22 protein-coding genes are annotated in these 20740 nt (G+C 32.5%); 11 read left to right on the forward strand and 11 right to left on the reverse strand.

The window, feature by feature from the left end:
• Positions 1 to 15: 15 nt before the first annotated feature.
• Complete coding sequence (locus AAGD26_RS03435; RefSeq protein WP_341752245.1) at positions 16 to 771, forward strand: rhodanese-like domain-containing protein; 756 nt, start codon at positions 16 to 18, stop codon at positions 769 to 771.
• 322 nt (positions 772 to 1093) lie between these two features.
• On the opposite strand, the gene rpsD is transcribed toward AAGD26_RS03435, so the two are convergent.
• From rpsD to AAGD26_RS03455, 3 genes are all read right to left on the reverse strand, one after another.
• Positions 1094 to 1711: a 30S ribosomal protein S4 gene (rpsD, locus tag AAGD26_RS03445; protein WP_341752246.1), complete on the reverse strand. Its 618-nt coding sequence runs from the start codon at positions 1709 to 1711 to the stop codon at positions 1094 to 1096.
• Positions 1712 to 1961: 250 nt separating this feature from the next.
• Positions 1962 to 3251, reverse strand: coding sequence for a DNA recombination protein RmuC (locus AAGD26_RS03450; protein WP_341752247.1), 1290 nt, complete (start codon positions 3249 to 3251; stop codon positions 1962 to 1964).
• Between the two features lie 8 nt (positions 3252 to 3259).
• Positions 3260 to 4033: a LicD family protein gene (locus AAGD26_RS03455; protein ID WP_341752248.1), complete on the reverse strand. Its 774-nt coding sequence runs from the start codon at positions 4031 to 4033 to the stop codon at positions 3260 to 3262.
• 88 nt (positions 4034 to 4121) lie between these two features.
• On the opposite strand from AAGD26_RS03455, the gene AAGD26_RS03460 reads away from it, so the two are divergent.
• From AAGD26_RS03460 to AAGD26_RS03470, 3 genes are read left to right on the forward strand one after another with little or no spacing between them, the layout of a single operon-like run.
• A complete protein-coding gene (locus AAGD26_RS03460; protein WP_341752249.1) occupies positions 4122 to 4370 on the forward strand; it encodes a sugar phosphate nucleotidyltransferase in 249 nt (82 codons plus the stop codon).
• Positions 4363 to 5178 (forward strand): mannose-1-phosphate guanylyltransferase, encoded by an 816-nt coding sequence (locus AAGD26_RS03465; protein ID WP_341752250.1) that lies wholly within the window; start codon positions 4363 to 4365, stop codon positions 5176 to 5178. The genes AAGD26_RS03460 and AAGD26_RS03465 overlap by 8 nt, the downstream gene beginning before the upstream one ends.
• Positions 5175 to 5711 (forward strand): NUDIX hydrolase, encoded by a 537-nt coding sequence (locus tag AAGD26_RS03470; protein ID WP_341752251.1) that lies wholly within the window; start codon positions 5175 to 5177, stop codon positions 5709 to 5711. Before AAGD26_RS03465 ends, AAGD26_RS03470 begins: the two co-directional genes overlap by 4 nt.
• A 136-nt stretch (positions 5712 to 5847) precedes the next feature.
• Here AAGD26_RS03470 and AAGD26_RS03475 read toward each other — a convergent pair whose 3' ends face one another.
• From AAGD26_RS03475 to AAGD26_RS03485, 3 genes are all read right to left on the reverse strand, one after another.
• Entirely contained in the window at positions 5848 to 5988 is a 141-nt protein-coding gene (locus AAGD26_RS03475; RefSeq protein WP_341752252.1) for a hypothetical protein, read from the reverse strand.
• 46 nt (positions 5989 to 6034) lie between these two features.
• Entirely contained in the window at positions 6035 to 6661 is a 627-nt protein-coding gene (locus AAGD26_RS03480) for a superoxide dismutase (protein WP_341752253.1), read from the reverse strand.
• A 256-nt stretch (positions 6662 to 6917) separates the two neighbouring features.
• Entirely contained in the window at positions 6918 to 8174 is a 1257-nt protein-coding gene (locus AAGD26_RS03485; RefSeq protein WP_341752254.1) for a hypothetical protein, read from the reverse strand.
• Positions 8175 to 8966: 792 nt separating this feature from the next.
• Here AAGD26_RS03485 and AAGD26_RS03490 point away from each other — a divergent pair.
• A complete protein-coding gene (locus tag AAGD26_RS03490) occupies positions 8967 to 9290 on the forward strand; it encodes a hypothetical protein (protein ID WP_341752255.1) in 324 nt (107 codons plus the stop codon).
• Here the strand turns inward: AAGD26_RS03490 and AAGD26_RS03495 are convergent.
• The 5 genes from AAGD26_RS03495 to AAGD26_RS03515 all read right to left on the reverse strand — a co-directional run bounded on the left by AAGD26_RS03495 (position 9282) and on the right by AAGD26_RS03515 (position 12982).
• The gene (locus AAGD26_RS03495; RefSeq protein ID WP_341752256.1) at positions 9282 to 9548 is read right to left on the reverse strand and encodes an HU family DNA-binding protein; all 267 of its coding nucleotides are present in this window, start codon (positions 9546 to 9548) and stop codon (positions 9282 to 9284) included. The two genes, AAGD26_RS03490 and AAGD26_RS03495, sit on opposite strands and share 9 nt — an antisense overlap.
• A gap of 3 nt (positions 9549 to 9551) precedes the next feature.
• Positions 9552 to 10466 (reverse strand): signal peptide peptidase SppA, encoded by a 915-nt coding sequence (gene sppA, locus AAGD26_RS03500; protein WP_341752257.1) that lies wholly within the window; start codon positions 10464 to 10466, stop codon positions 9552 to 9554.
• A 246-nt stretch (positions 10467 to 10712) separates the two neighbouring features.
• Positions 10713 to 11171, reverse strand: coding sequence for an SsrA-binding protein SmpB (smpB, locus tag AAGD26_RS03505; protein ID WP_341752258.1), 459 nt, complete (start codon positions 11169 to 11171; stop codon positions 10713 to 10715).
• Positions 11158 to 12054 carry a 4-hydroxy-tetrahydrodipicolinate synthase gene (gene dapA / locus AAGD26_RS03510; RefSeq protein ID WP_341752259.1) on the reverse strand — a complete coding sequence of 299 codons (897 nt, stop codon included), beginning with the start codon at positions 12052 to 12054 and terminating at the stop codon, positions 11158 to 11160. The genes smpB and dapA overlap by 14 nt, the downstream gene beginning before the upstream one ends.
• Before the next feature lie 25 nt (positions 12055 to 12079).
• On the reverse strand, positions 12080 to 12982 hold the full coding sequence (locus tag AAGD26_RS03515) for a branched-chain amino acid transaminase (RefSeq protein WP_341752260.1): 903 nt from the start codon (positions 12980 to 12982) through the stop codon (positions 12080 to 12082).
• Positions 12983 to 13035: 53 nt separating this feature from the next.
• Here AAGD26_RS03515 and AAGD26_RS03520 point away from each other — a divergent pair, with 53 nt between their 5' ends.
• The 6 genes from AAGD26_RS03520 to AAGD26_RS03545 all read left to right on the forward strand — a co-directional run bounded on the left by AAGD26_RS03520 (position 13036) and on the right by AAGD26_RS03545 (position 20669).
• Positions 13036 to 13716 (forward strand): response regulator transcription factor, encoded by a 681-nt coding sequence (locus AAGD26_RS03520; RefSeq protein ID WP_341752261.1) that lies wholly within the window; start codon positions 13036 to 13038, stop codon positions 13714 to 13716.
• Complete coding sequence (locus AAGD26_RS03525; RefSeq protein WP_341752262.1) at positions 13700 to 15004, forward strand: HAMP domain-containing sensor histidine kinase; 1305 nt, start codon at positions 13700 to 13702, stop codon at positions 15002 to 15004. Before AAGD26_RS03520 ends, AAGD26_RS03525 begins: the two co-directional genes overlap by 17 nt.
• 144 nt (positions 15005 to 15148) lie before the next feature.
• On the forward strand, positions 15149 to 17029 hold the full coding sequence (locus AAGD26_RS03530) for an LTA synthase family protein (RefSeq protein WP_341752263.1): 1881 nt from the start codon (positions 15149 to 15151) through the stop codon (positions 17027 to 17029).
• 59 nt (positions 17030 to 17088) lie between these two features.
• The gene (locus AAGD26_RS03535) at positions 17089 to 19113 is read left to right on the forward strand and encodes a ComEC/Rec2 family competence protein (RefSeq protein WP_341752264.1); all 2025 of its coding nucleotides are present in this window, start codon (positions 17089 to 17091) and stop codon (positions 19111 to 19113) included.
• 30 nt (positions 19114 to 19143) lie between these two features.
• Positions 19144 to 19986, forward strand: coding sequence for a hypothetical protein (locus AAGD26_RS03540; RefSeq protein WP_341752265.1), 843 nt, complete (start codon positions 19144 to 19146; stop codon positions 19984 to 19986).
• Positions 19987 to 20090: 104 nt separating this feature from the next.
• Entirely contained in the window at positions 20091 to 20669 is a 579-nt protein-coding gene (locus AAGD26_RS03545; protein WP_341752266.1) for a ribonuclease HII, read from the forward strand.
• Positions 20670 to 20740: the final 71 nt, after the last annotated feature.

The following is a 20740-nucleotide window of genomic DNA, read 5'->3' on the forward strand; positions in this document are numbered from 1 at the left end:
AGTAATGAAGTCAGTATGGATAATGATAAAATAGCAGTATTAAGTTTTTATAGTTTTACTAACCTAGAAAACCTTGAGATTTTGCTGCCAAAGATTTTACTTATTGGTAAAAAAAGAAGAATTAGGGGTACTATTCTTTTAGCTCTAGAAGGATTTAATGGTTCAATTTCTGGGACAAAAGAAGATGTAAATTTTTTAGTAGATGAAATTATAAAACTTACATCTGCGAAAGATGTAAATATTAAAATAAATTATTGTGATATCCATCCCTTTCAAAAATTAAAAGTAAAGCTGAAAAAAGAAATTATTGCTATGACAGTTGGGGATCTTGATATTGCAAATCTTAAAGGAGAGTATATTGAACCAAAGGACTGGGACAAGTTTATTAGCCAAAATAATGTGGTATTAGTAGACACTAGAAATGACTATGAAGTTTGTGTAGGTACTTTTAAAGGGGCTATAGATCCGAAGACAGAAACGTTTAAGCAATTTCCCAAATGGGTAGAGCAGAATAAAGAATTACTTGCTGGAAAAAAAGTAGCAATGTTTTGTACTGGTGGGATTAGATGCGAGAAATCAACAGCCTATTTGAAGAAACTGGGTTTTAATGATGTGTACCATCTTAAAGGCGGTATTTTACAATATTTAGAAGTGACCCATAATCGTAATAGGTTATGGCAAGGAGAATGTTTTGTATTTGACGACAGAAGAGCTGTGGCAAGTGACTTGTCACCAGCTGAAGGACATTGGTTGGAACGTGGTGATCAATAGATATCTTTGGCAAACTCTACTTCTGTTGGTAATTTATTCATGCTCCCGGTACTCTGCTCCTCACACACATTTGAGTACGCTGCAGGTCGAGGTTTCGTGGCTTCTTTAAATTCTTCAGCATAAGCGAGTTTCGAAAGATATCTAATAAGCTATTATAGGCAAGATCAGATTTTAATATGAATTGTCATCCCAACATAGGCTGATATCTAAAAAAAAATAGCCTAGAAGGATGTGTTAAATATCATAACCCCCTGTTTACACAGGGGTGAGATAACATGACGAGTAAGCTGCACCGAAGCAGGGATGATATTTAGTCTCTTAATTATCTTGAATAGAGTTCAACTACTAAATGTACTTCTGGTTCAAATGGGTACGGAACATCAGAAATTACTGGGATTCTGACAAACTGACCAAACAATGAATTGGAATCAAAAGTTAAATAGCTTGGTACAATGTTTCCTTGTTTGCTAGCTGTCTCGAGTATTACAGGGATTTGTTTTGCTGATTCCTTTAGCTCGATGACATCTCCTTCTTTTAGTCTTATACTTGGGATATTAACCTTTTTACCATTCACTTTAATGTGACCATGGGTAACAAATTGTCTTGCAGCAAAAATCGTTGGTGCAATATTCATTCTGTATATAACAGCGTCAAGCCTTCTTTCCAATAGGGCTATAAAATTTTCACCCGTATTGCCTTTCATTTTTTGTGCGAGAGTAAAAGTATTTCTAAATTGCTTCTCGTTAATTCTACCATAATGGCATTTAAGTTTTTGTTTAGCCTTCAAATGTAGACCATAATCAGAAGTTTTAACCATACTATTCTGACCATGTTGACCAGGACGATAATTTCTTGTATTGAAGGCATCTTTACTATCGCCCCACAGGCTCACACCAAGTCTTCTGCTAGCCTTATATTTAGAATTAATAATTTTTGTCACGCTCTATGTCTCATAATTTTGATATCATACTGACGTCATTATGACGTTAATTTAAGTATACTCTCCTGCTTTGAAAATATCATGGATTCGCATGCTCACGTACTATATGTACGTTCCGCTTGCTCACCATTCATTTTCAAATCCAATTCTTCAAATCATTTGAGTATATATATTTTAAGTATATATATTTTAACAATTAAAGTCAATTCCTCATTTTTTGAAATTATGATAAGCAAATTATGCAAGAGGTCTATTCTAATTCCTTGATTTTATCGGATGATTCGAGTAACTGGGCATCAATAATTTCAGATTTTGATGAAACAAGCTGATAACGCTCTATAGGATGCTGGATTGTTTTGTTACCAATATCTATGCCTAATTTTTGAATATTCCTAGCCTTAGATAAAAAATGTCGATTAAAAGAAGCGGCAAATTTATCATAATTATTGACTATATGCTGAATATTATTGCCAAGTTTCTGCGAATGCTCCGCTAACGAAGCAATAGAGGTCAATAATTTTCTTACCTCTTCTATAATTAATTTGTGATTTTCTGACCGTCTATAATCTGAAATTTGGAATTTAGCAAATGATAGCATATTCATAAGTCCTGCTGGACCAACTGGGAAAATATTGCTTTCCCAGGCCTTGTATAAAAAATTATTATCTGCAATCAGAATTTTTTCAATTGCCTGTTCAGTAGGGACAAACATCAAAGTAACTATATTAGCAAAATGTTCCTTTTTATCTTGGAAACTAGCTAAAATATTTTCCGCGTAATCTTTACTATTTAAGGACTTTAAATGATTATTCATAGTTTTACTAAGATTAGAACTATCTTGCCCTAAATCTACTAAAAACTTTGAAGCTTTTGCATCTATAACCATTAAGTTACCAGAAGGTAAGAAAACTAAGGCATCTGGTCTAAGTTTTAAATTATCGGTAGTTGTCACAGAATATTGTATGATAAAGTCTAAATTAGAACGTAGACCTGATGATTTTAGAATGTTCTCAAGAGTAATTTCAGCAAGTAATCCAGCTCCAGATGGAGAAAGAAGAGATTGTTTAATAATGTCTACTGTTCCTTTAGATTGTTCGATATCCCTACTTAATGACCCAACCATGTTTATTAAACGTTCAAACTCGTTATTAAATTTGCTTGTTGCTCCCGAAATATTTTTTTCTGATAATTCCCTTGCTTCTTGATTTTCCCGTCTATGAATTTCAATTAATTGTTTAGACAGCTCATTACCAAGATCAAATAAAGCATTTTTTGCCGATGCATATGACTCCTGCCTTGCTTTATCTGCTTCAGCTATCAATTGATTCTGATAGTCTACTTTACTAGATAATTGCTCAATTTTTTGGATATAAGAAATTTTTTCTTGCTGCAAAATTTGATTCTGCTTATTTGCTTCTAAATAGTTATTTGATAGAAAGCCTAATTCTGCATTGAGCTTGGTTGTCTTATGATAAAACCAAACGAACAAGCTAAATAAAACAACAAGTCCGGTAGTAAGCAATAATGAAATATAACTCATTGATAAATTTACTCTTTAGTTAGTAATTTCGGAATCACCCGGTCTTCTAAAGGACCAGTTGGCATAGCTGGCTTTAATAATTTCGGAGTTAAAATGAATTTAGTCTTTTGTTCAATAGGTGAAAGAGTAACAAAATAACTATGCGGTTGCTGAATTATCCCGTATTTATCCCATTCTGGGTATAGCCTATCTAGGTTACCTTTAAATTCATGAGGACCATAAACTTCAATCTCACCAAATTTATATTTCTTCAGTGGAAATACTTCATTAATATAAAAGAAATCATTAGGAAATCTACGTAACGTTCTGAAATTAGCAGATATAAACATGTTGTCTTTTGGGCGAAAAATAAAAATATCTATACATACCTTGTTGCATATAGTGTAAAAATCTTGATGGTAAGTTTTATAACCTAACTCGACAAAATCTGTTAATATATCTTGTAACCTTATTTCATCAGCGTGCATTATACCAATATCTAAGTCATCATCAAAAGGTATAAGACCTTTATGCCTTACTGCCCCAAGAAGTGTACCGCCCTCAATCCAATATTGTATGTTATGTTTAGTCAATATTTCATGAGTATCTTTCATTAATTGGTATAAGCTTAGGGCTTTGTTTTCACTAATTGTATATTTCTGTACTTGTTGGTCGGTAGGAGTTACATATCTCCATTTGTGATCATAAAACTCTACATAGCCTAGGTACAAACCGTAAGTAATTATAATTACTCCAGCTATTTTAAAGAAAAAGTTATTAGTTTTTTTATGATTTTTGTGCATATATATTTCCCATGTTTATTTTAGTAGACTTTTTTAAAGTTATAAACTATAAGTTGCTTTAGTTAGATAATTATATAATTAATGATATATGAAAGTAAAACCAGTAATTATGGCTGGTGGTCTAGGAACTAGATTATGGCAATTATCACGACAGATGCAACCAAAACAATTTATAAAAATATTTAAGAATTTGAGTTTAATACAAAAAACTTTGATTACAAACAGAACTTTAGGCAAACCAACTTTAATAATTGCTAAGGAATATGAATTAATAGCAAAAGAGCAACTTAGAGAGCTAAATATTGAAGCAGACTTAATAATAAGAACCTATGCCTAAGAATACAGCTTCATGTGCAATTATATCAGCTATTCAAGCAAAGAATAATGGTTATGATACGGTCATACTACTGCCTTCTGATCATTATATACATGATATTGATAAGTACCTAATTACTATTAATGAATCTTTGAATTATGTCGCAAAATTTGGTATTTGTACTATTGGGATTAAGCCTAGTTTTGCAAATACCGAATATGGTTATATTAAAATAAATAAGTTATTAGCAGATAGAACTTACAACACTCAACAATTTGTAGAAAAACCTACTCTTCAACAAGCACAAAATTATCTAGCAAATGGCAAATATTTTTGGAATTCAGGAATTTTTATTTTTAATATAGATTTTATTTTAGAGCAGGCTAAATTATGGCAAAAAGAACTCTTTAAACATGTGTATGATGCATATTATTTTGCAACCAAAGATCATAATAATATAACACTTGCTTTAGAACCATACCTATATATTACCCCAATTTCTTTAGACTATGCTATAATCGAAAATATTAGTCAAATGATTATGATAGAAGCCAATTTTAGTTGGAATGATATTGGCAATTGGCATTCTTTATGGCAAATACAAAAAGAAGATATAACGAATAATTACTGCGAAGGCGATGTTATAAACATTGATAGTACAAATTCATATATTAGTTCTAATAATAAGCTTACTGCTGTAATAGGAGTTGATAATATAATAATTATTAATACTGAGGATGCTTTATTGATCGTAAATAAATCAAGAGTTGAGAAAATAAAGCAGCTTGTAATGGAAATGACAGAGATGGGACGAAAAGAAGTATTATGAACTTACGTGAGAGTATAAAAAACTATGTCAGCAATTTTCAAGAAGAATATAAATATAAAGAAAGGATGTTGGACTTTCTAGATAATTGTAAAAATCCATTTAGTAGGGAGACAAAAGAAGGACATTTTACCGCTTCAGGATTCTTGCTTAATTCTGATAAAACAAAGTTCTTACTGATGCATCATCGTAAGTTGGATAAATGGTTGCAACCAGGAGGACATTGTGATGGTAATAATAACATTTTGGCTGTAGCAATTAAAGAGGCACAGGAGGAATCGGGTATTTTAGAGATTGAGCCGATTTCTAGACAGATTTATGATATAGATGTTCATCTAATTCCTAGTAATTCTATAGACCAAGAACATTATCATTATGATGTGAGATTTTTATTAAAAACCGTTTGCAACGACTATTTTGTAAAAAATTCTGAATCAAACGAATTACGATGGATAGAATTTGCTTCTAATTATCAAGAACTTGTGCTAGATAATTCAGTAGAAAGGATGATAAAAAAGTACACTCTTATGCTTTGAAGAATTTGCTTCGTAAATATATGCTGCTATGATTTCAAGAGTCGGTAGACGATAGTATCCCAGCTTTCGCTTGGATGACATAATGGCGGTAGGGGCAACATCACCCCACAAATATTGAAAGTTAAAAAATCGTCTATTAGCGAAGTGCTGTTTTAAGATATCTCCTATCATGCTGTTCTAGTTCTCTGTAGTGTTGTGAACCTGCATAGGAACAAAGGTCTTGATATTCCTTTACGTTTTCTAATGATTTTTCTACATCAGTATGCTTTCTTTTCATAACTAATTACCTTAATTATTGATTGTATTTTTTCTAAAATTAAGTTTCAAAGATGACTCTCAGCAAATTGCCAATTAATCATATGTTCTATATAAACTGAGACATAGTCTAGACGCTTATTACGATAATCTATATAGTATGCATGCTCCCAAACATCACAGGTAAGCAGAGGTTTCATAGATTTAGTAATAGGAGTTTCACCATTACTAGTTTTTACTATTTGTAATTTCCCATTATTAGAGACTAACCACGCCCAGCCGCTACCAAATTGACTTACTGCTGCTTGCTTAAATTCAGTAGCAAAATTCTCATAACTGCCAAAATCTTTATTTATCTGTTCCAATATCTTACCAGTAGGCTTCCCTCCACCTGAAGGCTTAATAGAATGCCAAAAGAAAGTATGATTCCATATTTGTGCTGCATTATTAAATATGGCTGCTTCAGTTGGTTTTATGCTTGTAGAAATTATTAATTCTTCCAAACTTTTTTTCTGCAATTCCTGATTATCTTGTAAAAGATTATTCAGGTTAGTTACATATGTTTGGTGGTGTTTCCCATGGTGGTAGTCAAAAGTTTCAGGGGAAAAATGCGGAACAAAATCACTTTTACCATAAGGTAATTCCGGTAAGACAAAAGGATAAGATGTTTGGTTAGATTGTTTGCAATATATCATAATTTCCTCAATTTTAGTATAAAATACTTACTTTTTTATTAAGCACTCTCGTTGTCATTCCAATTCTAGATTAATAAAATTAATCCGAAATTGAGATTTAGTATATCATAACTATATAACTTTTGCAGACTATTTTTTGAATTCCCACTTTTAGCTAGGAATGACATCGAAACCTATTAAGGCGAATTCGGGATAAGAATTAACTAATTCTTATCTAGAATTGGGATTATTGAGCTGGATTGCACTGTTTTGTCGGTTACCTAGTATGTGTATCTGTTTTTTTTACCCCCAAATTCGGTGTAGGTGCTTCTGTTTCTTTTTGAGAAGAAGTAACTGCTTTTCTCAACCCTGCTAGTGCATTTGTGATATCTGCTGAGCCAACAACAAACCCCGGTCTCTTTTGCTCAGTCTGCGGATTGGTTGTTGGAGATACTTCTACAGCTGTTTCTAATTTTCTAATATTAGGTAGCGAGTTTGTACTAGGCGGAGGAGGTGGTGGTGGTGGAATTTCTCCAAGCTTAGATTGAGCATTAGGAGGAGATAGTATCTTTTCAGCTGCTGCCTTCTTTTCTGCCTCTTCCTTTAGTGCTGCTGCTATCCTTGGAGCCTCTATCTCCTCTTGTCTTTTTTGGCGTGCTTCTTCTTCTCTTCGCAGCCTTTCAAATTCAGCAGCATCTTTAGCATATGTTGGAGATACCTTCTTATTGCCTTGCCCCTCAACAAATCCTCGACGTGCTACCAACTTTTCCTGCAACTCATTCATAAAGGGATCATCTGCTTGGTCTGCAGGTAATTCATTTAATGTTCGGTCTTCTACTTTGTTTAACTTAAAGTTACCTTTTGTTATAGCCGCCAACAAATCAGCTTGAGATATCTGTTGCAGCACTACATTAGAATGAAGAGGTGAAGGCGGAGGAGGTGGTGGCGGTGGTGCTGGTGGTGGCGTAACTGGATCGTTAGGAGGAGTAACTGTTGCCTGCACTGAGATAGTAAAGTGTGCAGTTTCATGTACTACTACCGGTGCTGTGGTAGCCGTCGTTATATGAGGTTTCTGCTGAGTTTCTACCAAAGATGGGGGCAAAACCCCGGTTTCTTTTACTGGAATGCTTGTAGATATTTGTTCTTGCACAGGGGAAATAGCATTATAGTAACTTTTTATAAGTTCAAGCTCTTTAATAAAATCTGATTCTACTTGTTTTAACTCTTCTTTATGTTGTTTGCTAAATGGAAATTTTAAAAACTTAATAAGAGAACGAGTCCATTCCCTTGCTTTAATAACAATTGGGGAACGATTTTTACTGTTTTCAACCTTTTTGGTTAACGCTTCTAGATTTTTCTGTAAGTTACTTCCATCCGCAACATTTATCGTACTAGTTATAATCTCAGCAACATCTTCTAAATTTTTCTTATCAGGAGAAGATGGTGGTAAGCTAACATAGGCTGCTATTGCAGCCTCAGCTAGCTTATTCACAGATTCATTGGCAAACCTTAAGTTTTCTTTACCACTTGTCATACAACTACTCCTACTTGATTAATATTTCTTAAATATACAATATAACGTTATTAATTTAATGAAGTCAAGGACTCTAAGCAAAAAAACACAAATTGCGATGTAATAAATTATCAGTATAATTCCCTTAGGGCTGAAGCATTGATTCCCTTTCGATGTCACCCCCCTGCTAGCCACAACTGTTGAAAGTTAAAATCGTCTATTAGCGAAGTGCTGTTGTAAGCCTTAAACCGTCATTGCGAGGAGTCGCTGCAAGCGGCGACTTATCTTCGGTGTACCAAGAGTACGAGTCACTGTAGAAGTGAGGAGTGGTGCTGTACTTAACATGGTGGTAGGTCCACCGTAATCGGCTGGTATGAGCAATTATGAACAAAAATACAAGAGCAAATTAGTACAGGCTCTTGAAAAACGTGCAAAAGAATTAGGATTTACTTTAACAGCAGAAAATACTGAAAATCAATATGTTATGTAGCAGTTTGTTGGAAGAGTAAGCAAATGAGCAAAGAAGTAACTGATAATAATTATGAAACTAACCCTACTTCTATATCAAGGCATTTTCTACTTACATCTAGACCTATTATTTTATTCATGATATAATCTCCTTCTTCTTATTGTGCAAGGCTACTATATTTCAAGCACCTTCTGCAATTTGTTCAAAGCAAACCTTGTAAGAGGGTACTTATTCTGTGAACAACTATTTCTGTCTAGAACCTATCAAGTCACCCTCTTATAACTACTTATAACATGTTTTTAAGATATAAGAGTCTAATTTGAGTAAGTAAAAAGTCAAAAAATATGCCAAATCCAATAACTTACACAATAGAAAACTTAAGCGATGCACGAGAGTTCTTATCCAAATTCCATGAGCCGGTTATTTTAACTAACAAAAGTGGTAGCACGAGATATTACGGTATGCTAGTGTGGGATTATATTTTTAAAAAACTAATTGAAGAATTTCCCCAAATCGTAAAAATTATTGTTAATGTAGAAAACGATCACGCAGCTTTATTTACCGCTATCAAACTTAATTACCAAAATATAATTTATACTGGTAAATCAGCAGAGGCTAGGAAGCTGGCTTTAGCTAATACACCGTATAATACTCTCGTTCTAGCATAATTTTTGATCACTCTTGCCTTGAGAAGATAAGTAGCGATGTCCACGATAATAGACAGTTTTATATGACCGCTCACTATTGGGAAATTTCCGCTCCCTAATTGAGAAGCTACCGAAGCCTCTAATTTCAATACGATTTTGCTCAGCGAGGCTAGACTGTAAATAATCAAATACCAAATCTATAGAATCTTTTATATCTTCCTTAGAAAGATAATTAAGTTCCTTAGATATTTTATCCACTAAATCAGACTTTCTTGCCATAAATTAAAAAATTGCCTTTATCCCTTGAAATTTATTTTTAAGAAAATTTGGTAGAACACTATCAAAATCCTCCATAATAATTTCAAGAAATTTTGCTTTCGGTTTTATTTTAAATTCTTTTACCTTCAAATCTTTATCAATTTTTTTGACTTCCTGTAACCATTTAATCGCATCATCCTCAGAACCCACAGCATCAACAAGTTTTAGTTTCAAAGCTTGGCGACCAGAATATATCCGACCATCAGCTATTTTTTTAACTTCTTCAATTGCTAATCCCCTTCTTAAAGCAACGAGTTCAATAAAATAATCATAAGTATCCTGTACATTAGACATTATAGCTTGACGAACAGCTTCTGTAACTTTCTCAGTAGGATTAGGAGCAGCTTTTAATTCCCCAGATTTAAAATTATTGAAGGTAATACCTAGTGTCTTTGCTAAATCTGTTACTTCTAGAGTTTGGAAAATCACACCAATTGAACCAGTAATCGTTCCATTATGACTAATTATGTAATCCCCTCCTAATGATATCAAATATCCTCCACTCGCTGCCAATGTACCCATAACAATCACTACCGGTTTTTTTGCTGATATTTTTCTGAGTATATTGTAAATTTTCTCTGATCCAACCACAGTTCCACCAGGAGAATTAACATTAACAATTAGAGCATTAATCTTATCATCATCAATGATTTTCTCCAATCTTTTATCACGTTTTGTATCCTCAAAAATTATATCTTCTATTGAAACTGCAGCTATATAGTTACTATTAGTAGTTACATATTCAGAACTTGGCAAATTAAATTTCTTAATCATCACAACAATTAAAACTATAAACATTAAAATTGTTGCTAACTTCCACAGCCTTAATTTTAATTTATTTTGTTTTCTTTCAATTATGTAGTCAGGAGTTATGGTCATTCACTTTACCTATTTGTTTATATGGAAGTATATTCGGTGAACTTCAAGAATTGGCGTTGTCGTGTCTAAAGATCTCCGCTGCTCACGTACTAATGTACGCTCCGCTGCTCGACTTTGACACTCCTAGCTCTTCTTGAAGTTGACCTTCGTCTACCAACTCTTCATTTACGAGCAGTATATAATGGGTGCTTTAGACTATAAGAAGTCAAGGTGCTGTAGGAGTGTGGCATAAAAATTATTTTTATCCTACTTCGCACGCATAATCCGACCTTGATCCCTTTTCCAATCTTGTTCTTTAATAGACTGTCTTTTATCATGTAATTTCTTACCTTTTGCTATGCCTAACTCAACTTTTACTTTATTTTTTTTATTGAAATATAAAGAAAGAGCAACAAGAGTGTAGCCTTTTAGGCGAATTTTACCAATTATTTTCTTTATTTCACTAGAATTAAGAAGCAACTTACGGGTTCTTCTAGTCGAATGATTAAACCTGTTAGCTTTTTCATATTCCGCAATATGACAATTATACAAAAACACTTCGTTTGCCGAATTTTCGGCATGACTATCTTCTATACTAGCTTTTCCTTGACGTAGCGATTTAACTTCACTACCAGTCAATATTATGCCAGCTTCAATTTTTTCTTCAATAAAGTAATTGAAATATGCCTTCTTATTTTGAGCTATTACTTTTTTATATTCCGACATAGTCCATAGCTTTATTTATTTTCTCCTCAGTGACTTTGCCAGCTGAAGTTAAAGGAAGCCGTAACTCATTAGAACATAACCCTAATCTTGCCACAGCATATTTTACCGGTATTGGATTGGATTCTGCAAATAATGCCTTATATATAGGCAATAATTGCTGTTGAATTTGCAGAGCTTCTTGGTAATTACCATCACGACAATTATCCTGTAACTTCTTGCACAAGCTAGGCGTAACATTAGATGCAACAGAAACGCACCCTACTCCCGAATGAACATTATAAGATAACGCTAATTCATCATTACCACACAATAAATTAAAATCTTTGCTTACAGCAGCCTTAATTCTCAAAGGACGTTCTAAATCATTACCTGCATCTTTAAAAGCTACAATACGTGGTAGTTTACTGAGCCTAACTATCGTGTCATCTGAAAAGTCAACCACAGTTCTACTAGGTACTGAATACAGCATTATGGGCAAATTACTTGCCCTATCTATAGAAGCATTATGTATAGCTTCAAAATGTAAATAAATTCCTTCTTGCATGGGTTTTACGTAAGAAGGAATACTACACATAAGCCCATCAACAGGAATTTTTGTACATATTTTTATCATATCTATGGCTATACTGGTAGTAATAGCGGAACAACCTGCTATTATTTGGATACGGTTTTTAGTAATTTCTACAGCTATTTCTAACAAAGATTGATATTCCTGTAAACTTAAGCTAGGACCTTCACCAGTAGAACCAGCAATCACTACTCCATCAACTTTATTATCAATTTGATAGTTAAGTATTTTCTCCAAAGAAACAAAATCTAATTTATTATCCTTAAACGGGGTTATAATGGCTGTAATAAGCCCTTTAAATATATTATTGTTCATCGCATCAGTTCCATTATATCACTATTTATTTACGCACTAAGTCTTTATATTCTTTTTTTAACAAATTAGTAATTTTATTATCTTCAAAGGTAATATTTTGATCACCAAGGTTAATCGATTTAATCCCCTTAACTTCCACAGCTGTACCAGTCATAAAACATTCTTTAAACTCCATTAGCCTATCTATAGTTATGTACTCTTCTATAACCTTGATATTTAAATCATTAGCAAGTTTAATAATTGTTTGACGCGTTATACCATTTAAGAAACTATCGGCTATCGGGGTGAATAATTGCTCATCTTTAACAAAAAAGATATTTGACGTGCTGCATTCAGCAACATACCCCCGCCAATCTAATAAAATTGCATCATCATAACCCATAAATTTAGCTTCTTTTTGGCATACTATCATCATATTATAATGCCCTGATGATTTACATTGTGGTGGTAGTGAGTTTGGATGGCATTTCCGCCAACGTGCAATATGCAAACTTAAATCATCAGAAGGTCTAGGAGTTGATGGAACAGCAGCAATTAATAAATTAACCGATAAATTCGTATTAGTCAGATTAAGAGATTCACTACCATACCAAATTAAAGGACGAACATACGCATCTTTAATATTATTCTTTGTTATAAGTAACTGGTGAGCTGTTATAATATCTTCAAAACTATACGGTACCTCTATACTTAAACTTTTTGCCGACTCTATCAAACGTTGTGTATGTTCTTCTAATTTAAAGATTTTGCCATTATAGGCTTTTTCTCCTTCAAAAACTCCACCAGAATAATGTAAACTATGAGTAAGAGCGTGTATCTTAGCCCCCTGCCAATCAATAAATCTACCATTAATCCAAATATAACCTGATAGTTGATTAAGATTTTTAAACGGCTTTTCAGTTAATGTATTTTCTTGTATTATTGTCATTGTCAATGTTCCACTATTAAACTATAGTAATTCTTATCACCGAAAATTTATTTATGCAAAGCTCAAAACCCCACATTCTTGTAGTCGATGATGATACTCGAATACAAAAACTTTTAAAACAGTTTTTGTATAAAAACAACTTTTTAGTATCAACAGCAGCTTCTGTCCAAGAAGCTGAGGAACTATTAAAATCCTCTATTTATAACTTAATTATTTTAGACGTTATGTTGCCGAATGTTACAGGGCTTGATTTTGCCCATACTATAAGATCAAGTAAAAACCTTATACCAATTGTTATGCTAACTGCACTATCACAACCAAGTGATCGTATCAAGGGATTAGAATCTGGTGCATCTGATTATCTGACCAAACCTTTTGAACCGAAAGAATTATTACTCAGGATTAATAACCTATTAAATAGCTATAATAATTATAAAAAACAAGATGAAATCAAGCGATTTGGCAATAATTATTATAATTTAGAATCAAAGGAATTTATAAAAAATAATCAACCTGTACAATTGAGTTCTACAGAACAAAAATTGCTAGAAGTATTATTAAAACACAATGGACAAGAAATGAAACGTGATGAGTTGTCAAAAATAATGGGAGGGCTTAGCCCTCGTTCTATCGACGTACAAATTGTTAGAATAAGAAGTAAGATTGAAGATGATCCTAAAGAACCAAAATATCTAAAAACCATACGGAATAGCGGTTATGCTATTTATACATAAACTTATACCACAAACTTTACTGGCTAGATTTGTTCTCATTATTATTGTTCCAACATTAATAGGACAAATTCTAGCAGTGTTTTTGTTCTATGATCGTCACTGGTATAATGTTTCTTATTATACTAGCAATATTATTGCTAATGAAATTATTTCCCTTCTTGAACAAGACGACAATAATCTATTAGAAAAAAACACAACAGAGACAAATTATTTAAATTTGTCGTATCAGTTTCATCAAAAATTAAACTTGCCACGCAAACAACCTAGAATTAGTGAAGAATTAGAGATTTTTAAAAATATTATTAACGTAAAAATTAATAAGAAAAATATAGTACAGATTAATGATGCAGGAAGAATTGAAGTATTATTCCAATTGACTGATGGTTTACTAAAAATCACTTTCCCCGCAAAATTATTGATGAATCCAACTGCCTATATTTTTGTCTTATGGTTAATTTTCTTAACTATTTTATTACTTTCTGTTTCTTTGATCTTCTCTAAAAATCAAATTAAGTCCATTTTAACTCTTGCAGATGCTGCTGATCAATTCGGACAAGGAATTACAAGATTACAAACATTTAAACCTTCTGGTGCAAAAGAAATTAAAAAGGCTGGTATTGCTTTTCTTAAAATGAAAGAACGAATTGAAAAACAAATTAGCAAAAGAACTAGAATGCTTGCTATGATTTCGCATGATTTATGTACTCCTTTAACAAGAATGAAGCTACAATTAGAGTTAATGAACAAATCCGAGGAAACGGAAGGGCTTAAGGAAGATATAGTTATTATGCAACAAATGATAAAATCATATCTTGACTTTGCTAGAGGGGAAAATGGCGAAGAAGATCAAATAATCGAATTATCCTCTTGGATATCAAATATCATAAATAAATGGTCTATGACCAATATTGAGTTAATCGCCACAGAACAGTCAGTATATGGACAAATTAGGCCTACCAACTTTGAACGTGCAATATCTAACGTAATAAATAACGCGATAAAATATTCTACAAAGATAAAAATTACTATATGTTCTACCTCTACTAATGTAATAATAAAAATTGAAGATAACGGTATTGGCATAAAGGATGAAGAGAAATTATTAGTATTTAAAGCATTTTATCGTTCAGATAAGTCACGTTCGCTTAATAATTCAGGGAATGTTGGACTTGGTCTTGCTATTACTAAAGAAATAATTATTGATCATGGCGGTACAATATCTTTGCAGGATAGCAAAACTTTAGGCGGTTTATTGGTTAAAATTTCACTGCCTAATCTCAAGTGTTGATGTAAGGCGTCGGGTTAATAGCCTAGGGTATCTTCCTATTACCCATAAGTTTTTCTTGACATTTATGGTAATAGGAAGACTAATAGCTAGGGAACGCCAATTCTTGAAGTTCTACCTGAGTATATGACGTTAATTTAGATATATATGATAAAAACACTGTTTCATTTTCCTATTGTTAGAATTTACCTAATATTTCAGTTTATTACTCGTATTCTATTAAGCTCATATGCTTTATGGCAACAACAAATAACCATATCTGATCTAGTGTCAATTTTTGTTATTGGTACATTTAATGATCTAATATCTCTTTGTTATTTTTTACCAGTAATTTCGCTTGTTATCATTGGCTTCTACAAGTTATTGGCTCGGTATAAATTTTTGTATGTAAGCTGCTCTTTTATCGCTTATTTTTGTACTATTGCTTTACTAATATTTATTGCCATTGCCGAGATTATCTTTTGGGATGAGTTCGGTGTTAGATTTAATTTTATTGCTGTAGATTATCTAATTTATACCCATGAAATCATTGGTACTGTAAAGGAATCTTTGCCCTATATAGAAATATTACTAGGCATTATAATTATTACACTATTAATTGTTTTTTTCTTGAGAAAATACATAATTAATCAAGCAAGTACTCTAAATGGCAAGAAACATATTTTTTGTGTGATAATGCTATTTTTGCTTAGCCTAGTTGCTTTTAATTTCTATAACCCTAATAAAATTGCTTTTAATTCTAATAAATATGCTATCGAACTTGCTAAAAACGGTCCATATGAGTTTTTCTCTGCCTATTTTAATAATAGCTTAGATTATAATAAATTTTATCCAGTAATTGATAAAAACCAGGCTTTAAATATCGTTCGCAGCAATTTATCGAAAGAACAACAAATATACTCAAATGCTACTACTATAGAACGTAATATCAGGGCAAGTTCTTTTAACAGTAATAAATATAATATTGTTTTTATTACCTTAGAAAGTCTGAGTAGCGAATTCATGGGTAAATTTGGCAATCAACAAAATATTACGCCAAATTTGGATAAATTAGCTGAACAAAGCATATTTTTTACCAATCTATATGCAGTAGGAACTAGAACAGTACGAGGTTTAGAAGCTATTACTTTATCAGTACCGCCAACTCCTGGCTCTTCTATTATCCGTCGTCCTGATAATCAGTCATTATTTAATATAGCTACTATTTTTAAGAATCAAGGCTATGCTGTTAACTTCCTATTCGGTGGCTATAGTTACTTTGATAATTTACAAAATTATTTTCATGGTAATGGCTATAATATAGTTGATCAAGGCAATCTAAAATCCAACGAAATAAGTTTCTCCAATATTTGGGGAGTAGCTGATGAGGATATACTAATAAAATCACTGGAGTTAGCTGATCAAAATTATAAGGAAGGCAAAGCCTTTTTCTCATTAATTATGACTACCTCTAACCATCGTCCTTATACTTTCCCCGAAGGTAGGATTGATTTGCCATCTGGTGGTGGACGTAGTGCAGCTGTTAAATACACCGACTATGCTATTGGTAAGTTTCTTGAATTAGCTAAAACTCACCCTTGGTTTGATAATACTATCTTTGTTATTACGGCTGATCATTGCGCATCAAGTGCTGGTAAAACTGATTTACCGGTTAATAAATATCACATACCTCTATTAATATATGCTCCCAATATATTAAAACCACAGATAGTTGATAATTTAGCTAGTCAAATTGATATTGCACCTACTATTTTGGGATTATTAAATTTTTCGTATAATAGTAAGTTTTTTGGTCAAGATATATTAAACATGCCAGCAAACAGAGCTTTTATCAGCACTTATCAATTGCTTGGCTTCATGAAGGATAATCACTTAGTTGTCTTACGACCACAGGAGCAAGCAAAAACTTATAAATTAATTGCTGAAGATAAAATAGAGATTGAGAATATTCCTAGTTTAGTGGAAGAAGCTAGTAGTTTTTATCAGGTAGCTCATGATTTATATATTCAGGGTGAAATGAGGGAATAGAGTTCTTGAATTACATCTAATAGCAGCTTATTTTAAGTAAAAATCTACTATTAGATGTAATGACCCTAAGAGATTATAAATTAATTTTTAGACTTGCCAAAAGCATTTTAGAACAAGAATATCACAATCTCAGCCTTTGGTATTTTGTTAGTTTCATTTGCGGTATTGGTACTTATTTTACTTTAAGTAGCGAACCTTCCTTTATATCTATTCTAGCTATTTTCACAATTTCTTTGTCACTAATAATCTTAAGAAATAACATATTTGGGCGATTTATTGCGGGGATAATTATCGCTTTTTCCTGTGGTATGCTAGTTGGCAAATATCGTATATCAAATTTACATGTTGTTGGTATTAAAAAGCCAATAATTTCGAGAATAAGCAGCATCGTAGAATCGATGAAACCGACCACTCATGGTATGCAGGTTATATTATATCAGGTAAAAATTCAAAAACTTAAGCAGGTTTTGCAAAAAGTTAGGATAAGCATGCCGGCAAAATATGCTCAAGAAATTAATATTAACGATAATATTAGCCTAGTGGCTCAGCTTTATAAGCCTCAAAGTAGTATCCTACCAGGTGGCTATGACTTTGGCTTTTATGCATATTTGGCAGATATTAACGCCACTGGCTATGCACTGTCCCCCCCTCAAATTATAGCACATAGTAATCTTTACACTAATAGTTTTATCTATAAAATTAAAAAAAATAACAACCGCCTGCTCCAAATACTCGGTTCTATTAAAGGTAATTTCGCCGCAGCAATATTACTAGGAGAAACCAAAGCCATTGATAGAAAATTAATGAAAGAAATGAGACAAAGCGGTATATCTCACATACTCTGCGTATCCGGTTTACATTTGTCATTGGTAGCTATGCTGTTTTTCATATCAGCAAGATTCTTATTAAATCTATCAAATTATATTGCTTATAATTACAACATAAAGTCAATAGCAGCAATTTGTTCTTTAATAGGAAGTTATGGTTATTTGCAACTAAGTGGCACACAAATCGCAGCTACTAGAGCCTTCATTATGACGGCAATTTTTATTTATGCAGTTATGATAGGACGGAAGCCCTACCCCCTAAGATCGCTCGCGATTGCAGCTTGCATAATATTATCGGTAAATCCCGAATATATATTTCATCCAAGCTTCCAATTATCTTTTGTGGCAGTATTATCGCTAACTGCTGGTTACGAATTTTATATAAGAAATCAATGGATTTTAGGTAAAAGCAAGGGCATCTTTTCTTCCATAAAATTTTATATTGCCTCTAATATTTATTCAAGCTTCCTTGCAAGCATAGTAACTGCTCCTGTAGTAATAAACCAATTTTATACATTTCCTACTTATTCTATTCCCATGAACCTTATTGCTGTACCAATAATGTCTTTCTTTCTGATGCCGTTATCTATTATCTCATTATTCTTAATGATGTTTGGTATAGATCAATATTGTTTAAAATTAGTAGGTTTTTTCATTAATATAATTATTGCAGCAGTGAAATTTACTAATAGCTTACCATTATCAGTATGGTATTTTGGTTATATAACCAAAATTAGTTTAATTACTTTCTTATTTGGATTTTTTTGGACTTGTTTATGGAGAACAAAGTGGCATTTCTTAGGTCTGATTATAATGATTATATCTGTAATCTTAATGCTAAATTCTCCTAAGCCTAATTTCATATTTGATATGAATTTAAATGCTGTTGGTATAAAAAATAACAATGGTGAACTTGACATTTATGTCAATGAGATGCCAGAATTTAAACGTATATATTGGGCTAACTGGTTTGGTCAAAAGGATGCTAAAATATTTCCTATAGAAAAAAATATTTTTACTTCCGATGGATACACAATTTTGGTAAACTATAAACCAATTGCTCCAAATAAAATATGTGAAAATGTCGATATATATATTAACATATCAAGTAGAAACCAATGTAAAGGTAACAAAATTACTATTACTAGAGAACTTCTAAGAGAGTTTGAAGTAATAATGATATTTTGTAATCAGCACGAATGTACAATTAAAACAAATAATAAAAAAAGATGGCAGGGTAACTGCAAGAGTTTTTAGTGATTGCTAACATTAATTAAAGATATTTCTATGCCCAAATTAGAGAAGTTTAAATCAGATATAGCTAATATTGTTGGTGAACCAAAGGAAGGCTTTGTACAGGATATAGATAGGTTCAAAAGTCTACTCAACTTTAGCTTTGATTCGAAATATACTCCTGAACTTGCTGAAGCTATGGAAAGCATGGGAATAGAGAAAGAAGTAAAAATACAGGTGTCGTTGGATGATGACTCAACAAATGTACTTTCACAAGCTGTTGAAACTACTGACCAGAAATTTGGTGAATTTAAAGGCAATATTAGCACCACCCTTGATGCTCATGGTAAACTTGCTAAAGGATATTCTGCCGAATATGTTAAAGGACAACCTAATTTAGATAAATTTGGCAAACAAGCTAAACAAATGGATACATTGATAGAAGAGTTTCCACATAAATCCTTACAAAAAACCGAACAAATTGAAACAATTGCAACTATAGGAGCTGGTACAGAGAAAATGTATTCGGCATTGGAATTTTCACCGGCTGATCCAGTACATGTTAGAACCATTACAGATTTAGGTGCAAAACTGAGGCATTATATTAAATCATTTGTTAAATCACCTGAGGAACAGAAAAAGTCTTTTATTGAAAATGGTGTCGGAACAATCCAAGCTATTGATAAAGCAAATAGAAGTGATGGATTGCAAACTAGTAAGACTGCATTAGAAAAGATATTAAGCAAACTTGAGAGTACAGCTGGATCTCAAATATATCACCGTCTGAGAGAAACTTTCAATAAAAACGATATATCTATGGGAAATGGTAGTAGTACTATTAAACCTAATACGACCCCTTCTAACACAAAGCATTCTAATAAAGATAAGGGGCGGTAGATCACCGCCGTAGCCGTAACTCATGGGTGTCAATTTAAGCAGTTTAAGTTCTACCTGAGTATATAAGGTGGGAATACATAGAGTGTCATTTTATGGGAGGCATGATGTTTACATTAGAACAAAAATATTCAGGATTGGTAGCTGGAGTAGATGAAGCTGGCAGAGGTCCGCTAGTTGGTCCTGTAGTAGCTGCATCTGTTATCATTGATCAAACAAAAATCATACATGGTATCAAAGATTCTAAAAAACTTACTAAAACAATGAGGGAGTTGTTATATAAACAAATAACCCAAAATTATGTTTGGTCTGTTGGTATAGTGCATCACGATGAGATAGATATAATTAATATCCTTGAAGCAACTAAAAAAGCTTGTACTATATCAGTAGCAAATCTTGCTGTTAAACCGGGTACGGTATTAATAGATGGTAATATGAAATTTCACGATCCAAGATTTATTAGTATAATAAATGGCGATAATTTATCAATTTCTATTGGAGCAGCATCTATTATTGCGAAAGTTACTAGAGATCGGTTAATGCTTGAATATGCCAAAGAATTTCCGGAATATATGTGGCACAAAAACTCTGGTTATGGTACTAAAGAACATCTAAATGCTATAAGCCTTCACGGTCTTTCGCCTTATCATAGAAAAAGTTTTAAGATAAGAAGTTCTACATTATAGGCTATAACAGGGTTATTTAAAAAAACTTGATTATACTCTTCTGCTCCTACGAATTGTTTTTTGAAAATATC

The organism is Candidatus Tisiphia endosymbiont of Piscicola geometra, assembly GCF_964026415.1.
Classification (GTDB): Bacteria; Pseudomonadota; Alphaproteobacteria; order Rickettsiales; family Rickettsiaceae; genus Tisiphia.